At 66.0% G+C, this 6,290-nt stretch carries 6 protein-coding genes and 1 pseudogene; 3 read left to right on the top strand and 4 right to left on the bottom strand.

Going from position 1 to position 6,290, the window contains the following annotated elements; genetic code table 11:
- Positions 1-226: pseudogene (locus tag DEA8626_RS20160) on the bottom strand (protocatechuate 3,4-dioxygenase subunit beta); the annotation flags it as partial.
- On the bottom strand, positions 223-603 hold the full coding sequence (gene pcaC / locus DEA8626_RS20155; protein ID WP_108855039.1) for a 4-carboxymuconolactone decarboxylase: 381 nt from the start codon (positions 601-603) through the stop codon (positions 223-225). The pseudogene DEA8626_RS20160 and the gene pcaC, both read right to left, overlap by 4 nt.
- A 638-nt stretch (positions 604-1,241) precedes the next feature.
- Here pcaC and DEA8626_RS20145 point away from each other — a divergent pair.
- Complete coding sequence (locus tag DEA8626_RS20145; RefSeq protein ID WP_108855044.1) at positions 1,242-2,294, top strand: 3-carboxy-cis,cis-muconate cycloisomerase; 1,053 nt, start codon at positions 1,242-1,244, stop codon at positions 2,292-2,294.
- 108 nt (positions 2,295-2,402) lie between these two features.
- A complete protein-coding gene (locus DEA8626_RS20140) occupies positions 2,403-3,548 on the top strand; it encodes a lytic murein transglycosylase (protein ID WP_108855043.1) in 1,146 nt (381 codons plus the stop codon).
- Positions 3,549-3,591: 43 nt separating this feature from the next.
- On the opposite strand, the gene DEA8626_RS20135 is transcribed toward DEA8626_RS20140, so the two are convergent.
- Positions 3,592-4,392, bottom strand: coding sequence for an SDR family oxidoreductase (locus tag DEA8626_RS20135; protein WP_108855037.1), 801 nt, complete (start codon positions 4,390-4,392; stop codon positions 3,592-3,594).
- Between the two features lie 526 nt (positions 4,393-4,918).
- Between DEA8626_RS20135 and DEA8626_RS20130 the strand changes: the two genes are divergently transcribed.
- The gene (locus tag DEA8626_RS20130; protein WP_108855036.1) at positions 4,919-5,362 is read left to right on the top strand and encodes an ester cyclase; all 444 of its coding nucleotides are present in this window, start codon (positions 4,919-4,921) and stop codon (positions 5,360-5,362) included.
- On the opposite strand, the gene DEA8626_RS20125 is transcribed toward DEA8626_RS20130, so the two are convergent.
- On the bottom strand, positions 5,305-6,258 hold the full coding sequence (locus DEA8626_RS20125; protein ID WP_108855035.1) for a LysR family transcriptional regulator: 954 nt from the start codon (positions 6,256-6,258) through the stop codon (positions 5,305-5,307). The two genes, DEA8626_RS20130 and DEA8626_RS20125, sit on opposite strands and share 58 nt — an antisense overlap.
- Between the last annotated feature and the right edge of the window lie 32 nt (positions 6,259-6,290).

Below are 6,290 nucleotides of genomic sequence, written 5' to 3'. Positions count from 1 at the left end.
TCGGATCTCCGGTCTTGGCGTAGTTGCGGATGAGGTCGTTGTCCAACGGGTCGATGTCGTTCTGGCCGAAGACCGGCCCGGTCAGTTCGCTGGCCGAGTTCTGAAGCGAAAGAAGCGCATAGTGAGGGGAACGCGCGACGCTGGTCTTGTAGTTCGGCGTAAGCGCAGGGGGGTGCCACTCACGGTCGCGCTGGTGGAGTTCGGCGAGGCGGAGCGCCTTGCTCATATCTCGACCCCCATATCGAGGTAGGTGTCCTTGATGATCCTAATCGCGTGATTGGCGCGCGGCACGCCCGCATAGATCGCGACATGCAGCATCGCCTCGCGGACGTCATCGGGCGTAGCGCCTGTATTGGCGGTGGCGCGGACATGCATCTCCAGTTCCGCGTGATTGCCCTGCCCCGCCAGGAGCGCAAGTGTCAGGAGCGAACGCTCACGAGGCGTGAGCCCAGGTCGCGACCAGACGGTGCCCCATGCACCTTCAGTGATCAGTTCCTGAAACGGCGCGTCGAACTCGGTCTTCTTCGCCTCGGCACGATCCACGAGGTCGTCGCCCAGAACCTTGCGGCGGGTCCGCATCCCTTCCTCGTAGCGATCCGTCATTCAAGCCTCTCGCACTTGGTCCAATGCTTCATATCGCGACTATCCGTACATCAAATTTGATGGTTTCAACCTTGCAAATCACCCATCGGCTACAAGTACCGATCCCCACCTGCGCCTGCGTCAGTTCAAATGTTTCCTCGAAATCGCCGGCTCGGTAGACCTTTCGGGCCCTGCCTGCCATATGAGCGTCTCCCAGCGCGCCGCGCCGAAGACAGCGAAAGAACTCGAGCAGATCCTCGGCAAGCAGGCATTCGACTGGCGGAGCCATCCTGCTCACCGCCCCCGACCTCGCGTCGGCGCTCGGTGAGCTTTCAGTGATCTTTCCTCCGCGCGGGGTGGTCGTGGGCGAGATCGCCAGGGGCCATCTGTGTGCCATGGAACGCGGATCAGGCATTCTGGCAGGGTTCGTCGGCACCGTCACCGCGAGGACACCGCCCCTCAACATCAAGCGGATCGCACTCGTTGCGCATCTGAAATGGTCTGCGCAGGGCGATGCGGGCTGGTTTCCAGGCCCTCAGGCTGCCGTGCCGCCGCTGTGTCCACGCGGCTTGTCACGGTGGACCGCGTCAGGCAGCTTCCCTGCGCCAAAGCGGCCAATCACGGGCGCGCGAGATCAAGAGGATGAGAGGCGGGCTTTCATGACGGACGTGTTCCATCACTCTTGGCTGGGCGGGCTCTTTGGCGACGACGAGATGGCGGCGATCTGGTCGGCCGAGAGCCAACTTGCGAACATGCTGCGCTTCGAAGCCGCGTGGAGCCGCGCCCTTGGCCGCGCGGGGCTCGTCAACGCAACTGCGGCGAACGCGACGGCCGAGGCGATCCTGACGGTCAAACCCGACATTGCGGAGCTGCGCGACGGCACGGCCCGCGACGGCGTCCCGGTCCCGGCCCTCGTGGCCGCGGTCAAGCACGCGTTGCCTGGCGCGGACAATTCCGTGCACCAGGGCGCGACGTCGCAGGACGTGATCGACACCGCGCTTGCGCTCAGCCTGCGGGCGACGTCCGACCTGTTTCTTGCGCGCATCGCCGCGCTCGAGGCAGCGCTGCACGGCCTCGCCGACAAGTTCGGGCGCAACACGATGATGGGGCGCACACGAATGCAGGCCGCCGTCCCCATCCGCGTCGCCGACCACATCGACGCATGGTCCGGGCCGCTCGCCCGCCACGGCGCGCGGATCGCGGACATCCGTCCGCGCGTCGAACAGCTTCAATTCGGCGGCGCCGCCGGCAACCGCGCCGCGGTCGGAGACGCAGCGCCGGCAATCGCCAAGAGCCTAGCCACGGACCTCGGCCTCGCCAACCCGCCGCGCGCCTGGCACGCCGAGCGCGATGGCGTCGCGGAATACGGCGCGCTTCTGTCGCTTCTCACCGGCGCGCTCGGGAAGATGGGGCAGGACATCTGCCTTATGGCGCAGCGGGGCATCGACGAAATCCGGATCCGTGGCAGTGGCGGATCTTCGGCCATGCCGCACAAGCAGAACCCAATCCCAGCCGAGATTCTAGTCACACTCGCGCGCTTCAACGCGACGCTCGTCTCGGGACTGCATCATAGTCTGGTCCACGAACAGGAACGCTCGGGCGCAGCCTGGGCGCTGGAGTGGATGATCCTGCCGCAGATGGCCGAGGCGACAGCGCGAGCGCTTACGCTGGCGACGTCTCTGACCGAACATACGGAGGTGATGGGTCGGTGACTGGCGGACGGCTTAGGCGCATTCATGCGAGCGGCTGTCCACGTGGATTGCGCGCCGGTCCTGATCCGCTACCATAGCTCCATCAACAACGAAACTGCGGGCAGAGACATGGGCATTACAAGACGTCACTTCGGGCTTGGTTTCACCGCGTTTGGACTTGCCGCATGCAGTGGCACTTCGCAGCTCGACGTCGTCAGTCGAAGCGGCGGGGGGTTGCCTGCTGACCTGCGGCCTGCTCCGAATGCGGGCTATGACGCCTGGGTCGCGGCGTTTCGCGGGCGCGCCAGAGGCCACGGCATTTCAGAGGCCACGCTCAACGCGGGATTCCGAGGCACCGGGTATCTCCCCGGCGCCGTCACGCGTGACCGCAATCAGACCGAATTCGCGCGCAGCCTCGAGGACTACCTGTCCATCGCCGTCTCCGACGAACGCCTGAAAAAGGGCCGCGCCGCCTTCGCCCGGCACAGGGCGACCCTTGGGGCGCTGGAAGACAGGTTCGGAGTCGACGCCGAGATCATTGCGGCGATCTGGGGGCTTGAGAGTTTCTATGGCGAGCGCCGGGGCGATGTGCCCGTGGTCTCCGCCACCTCGACGCTTGCCTATGACGGGCGCCGCGGATCGTTCTTCGAAAAGCAGCTCGTGGCCGCGCTGAAGATCCTCCAAAACGGCGATATCACTCCGGCGCGCCTGACCGGCAGCTGGGCCGGTGCTATGGGGCATACTCAGTTCATTCCGACATCGTATCTTGCCTATGCGGTCGATTTTACCGGCGATGGCAGGCGCGACATCTGGTCGGATGACCCCAGCGACTCCCTTGCCTCGACCGCTGCCTATCTCGCGCGCAGCGGCTGGTCGCGAGGGGTGCGTTGGGGGGGCGAAGCCGGCACCGGCGCGCCTTCGGGCCGCTTGATCCAGCCCCAGCCGGGCGGGCCGCGCTTCGCCGTCACGAGCAATTTCGGTGCGATCAAGCGCTACAACAACTCTGACGCCTATGCGATCGGGGTGGGCCACCTTGCAGACCGTATCGGCGGCGCAGGCCCCCTTCAGGGGAGTTTCCCACCCGACGCCAACGGAATGACGAAGGATGATCGGATCGCGCTGCAGAGGCGCCTGACCGCAAGGGGCTTCGATACCGGCGGTACCGATGGCGTGATCGGGCCCAACACCCGTCAGGCCATCAGCGCCTACCAGTCGAGCCGCGGCCTACCTGCGACAGGAGAGCCCTCTTTGGAACTGCTTCGCAGTCTCGGCTAGCGTTGTCGCGCGAAGCTGGAATCTGGACCGGTGGCCAGGCGCATCAGGGAGCGTCGCTTGACTGGCGGTTCGGGGCCGCTGCGGAACCAGCGAGCAGACCGCCATCGATCATGAGCTCCGTGCCCGTCATGTATGCGGCCTCATCCGAGGCCAGCATCACGACCACCGCGGCGACTTCCTCTGGCTGGCCGAAGCGGCGCAGTGGAGTGTCGGCGACAAAGGTCGCCATCCGCGTCTCCCTTTCCGGGCCGGTGCCGAGCATCGGCTCCCACATCGGCGTCAGGATGGCCCCGGGATGGACGGAGTTGCAGCGCACCGCGAGCCCCTGTTCGGCGCAGTAGAGCGCCACGGTCTTAGTATGGTTGCGGATCGCCGCCTTGGAGGATGCGTAGGCCGCCGCGCCCGGAATGCCCACGACGCCAGAACGCGACGATATGTTAATGATCGCGCCCGTGCCGCGCGGCCGCATCGCCCCGATCGCGTAGCGGCAGCCAAGAAAGGTTCCATCGAGATTGACGCGATGCACCGCGCGCCAGTCCTCGACGCTCGCATGTTCGGGGTCCTGCGGGGCGGCGCTCTCTTCGAAGCCGGTGACACCGGCATTGTTCACGACGACATCTGCCTCGGGACAGGCGCGCGCCAATGCCTGCCAGTCTGCCTCCGAAGCGACGTCGAGTCGCAGGCTCTCGCCTCCGATTTCTTGGGCGACGCGCGCCGCAGCTTCCGCGTTCTTGTCGGTGACGACCACACGAGCGCCTTCGGCCGCGAAGGCGCGGGCGATTGCCGCACCTATTCCGCGCCCGGCCCCGGTGACAATGCACAGCTTGTTTTCAAGACGTTTCATTCAGCCTCCATTCGGCTTCTTGCTGGTATCACTACGCGGCGGCCGGATTCGCCTCAGCGAGCAACCGGATATCGCCGCGATCCTCACCGTCTCGCCCCGGGAGGGGAACTTAACCCTGATCAACGCTCCGCCCGGATTGCCTCCGCGCGGAGCACATTTGACACTATGTATCGATCGCGCACCCCGATCATTCGTCCTCGCGATACTCTATGACACTGCGATCGCCTCTGCGCCGCTTCTGGTTTCTCTGCTAGGTCCTTGCCCAGTCGGTCCGCGACCTCGTGGACGGGGCGCTTGTGCTGTCTGCTTCGCGCGACCGGTCAGGCCGGGCGGTGCGCCGCTGGAATCTGGTCCTGGCGCCCGCCTGCTTCAGGCGCTTTGTATACATCGAGAACCGGTGCCTGAGACGCCTGCATTTTCGCAGAAGCCCACGGCGACATTGCAGCTTCCAGCGACCACGTCACTGGCCGTATCCCAACGCAACCTGCCGCGATCGGCGCGGCCGGATGCGAAACGGAACAGCAGCATGACAAATATCGAACGAAACCGGGCGATCGTGACCGCCTACGTCGAGGCGCTGAACGCCGGCGAATTCGACCGGCTTGTCGCGCTTTTTGCGCCTGATGCGAGAATCCAGGGCGTCACCGGCGCTGGCGGGCTCGACTTCGCCATGCCAATCTGGAAGCAGCTTTACGAAGGTCTGAACATGCGCCTCGAAGTGCAGGAAATGGTGGCTGAGGGGAACCGGGTCGCGGTACGCTACCACGAACATGGCCGCTGGACCGGCCCGTTCCTGGGCTTTAGCGAGCCGACCGGCAAGACCTACGAACTCGTTGCCATGGAGTGGTTCGAACTGGAGAACAGCCGGATCGCGGGGCGCTGGGGTGCGCGGGACGGAGCCGCCCAGGCGCGTCAGCTCGGCTTCCCCGCGCCCGCTGCCCCGGTCGGCAAGACGGCCGCTGCGGCCTGATCGCTCGCGCCGGTCGACCTGCCGCGAAATGTGCGGAACCTCTCGGTCGCGGCGTCGACGAAAACCCGCACATGCGCGGCATCGCGCTGTCCGGCGCGATGGATGAGCCAGATCGGCGCGCTGATGGAATGCTGTGGCAGACAGCGCACCAGTGCCGGATCGTCGGCCGCGACAAACATCGGCAGTGGCGCGATGCCGATGCCGGAGCGCGCCGCCGCGATCAGATTCGGCACAGAATTGCAGCGCAGCGCAACCGGGGCCTCCGGCGCAAGTCCGGCCAGCCAGCGATGCGCCGGCAGACGCGTCATCGCGCCGCTGCCGGCGATGACGCGGTGGCCGGCCAGATCGGACGGCATTGCAGGCAGACCGTGGCGAGCGGAATAATTGGCACCGCAATAGAGCGCCCAATGGCTTTCTCCAATCCGGCGGCCGACGAGTTCGGGCTCTGGATCCGGTTCACCGAGCCGGATCGCTACATCCGCCTCGCCGGAGCGCAGATCAAGTCTGCGATCTTCGGCCAGGAGTTCGATGGACAACCCCGGCCAGGCCTCTCGCAGTTCGGCGACCAGCGGCGCAATAACTCCCATCGCCAGGATCTCTGTCGTCGTAACCCGAAGTTCCCCCGAGACGACGCGCCGCCACGCTCCGGCGGTGTCGCCGAGTGCCTCGGCCTCGCGCTCGACGCGGCTGGCCAATGCCAACGCTTCGCGCCCGCGTGCCGTCAGGGCATAGCCGCTCGCCCGGCGTTCGAACAGCGCCACGCCGAGCGCCCGCTCCAGCGCGTCAATCCGTCGGGCGACCGTTGTCTGATTGACGCCGAGCCGTCGCGCGGCAGCAATCGTCGAGCCCGCCCCGGCAACGGCGATAAGGTATCGAAGATCGTTCCAGTCGTACATCACCGCCTCGCACTAAGAGATGGCACAGGGAT

The sequence above is a fragment of the Defluviimonas aquaemixtae genome, assembly GCF_900302475.1.
Classification (GTDB): domain Bacteria; phylum Pseudomonadota; class Alphaproteobacteria; order Rhodobacterales; family Rhodobacteraceae; genus Albidovulum; species Albidovulum aquaemixtae.
Note: the sequence above shows the minus strand (reverse complement) of the source record. Positions and strands in the feature narration are given on the sequence as shown.

Bases quoted from the DNA above. Each gene is read 5' to 3' on its own strand.
- DEA8626_RS20135 (WP_108855037.1), bottom strand. From the start codon at position 4,392: ATGAAACGTCTTGAAAACAAGCTGTGCATTGTCACCGGGGCCGGGCGC.
- DEA8626_RS20145 (WP_108855044.1), top strand. From the start codon at position 1,242: ATGACGGACGTGTTCCATCACTCTTGGCTGGGCGGGCTCTTTGGCGAC.
- DEA8626_RS20140 (WP_108855043.1), top strand. From the start codon at position 2,403: ATGGGCATTACAAGACGTCACTTCGGGCTTGGTTTCACCGCGTTTGGA.
- DEA8626_RS20130 (WP_108855036.1), top strand. From the start codon at position 4,919: ATGACAAATATCGAACGAAACCGGGCGATCGTGACCGCCTACGTCGAG.
- pcaC (WP_108855039.1), bottom strand. From the start codon at position 603: ATGACGGATCGCTACGAGGAAGGGATGCGGACCCGCCGCAAGGTTCTG.
- DEA8626_RS20125 (WP_108855035.1), bottom strand. From the start codon at position 6,258: ATGTACGACTGGAACGATCTTCGATACCTTATCGCCGTTGCCGGGGCG.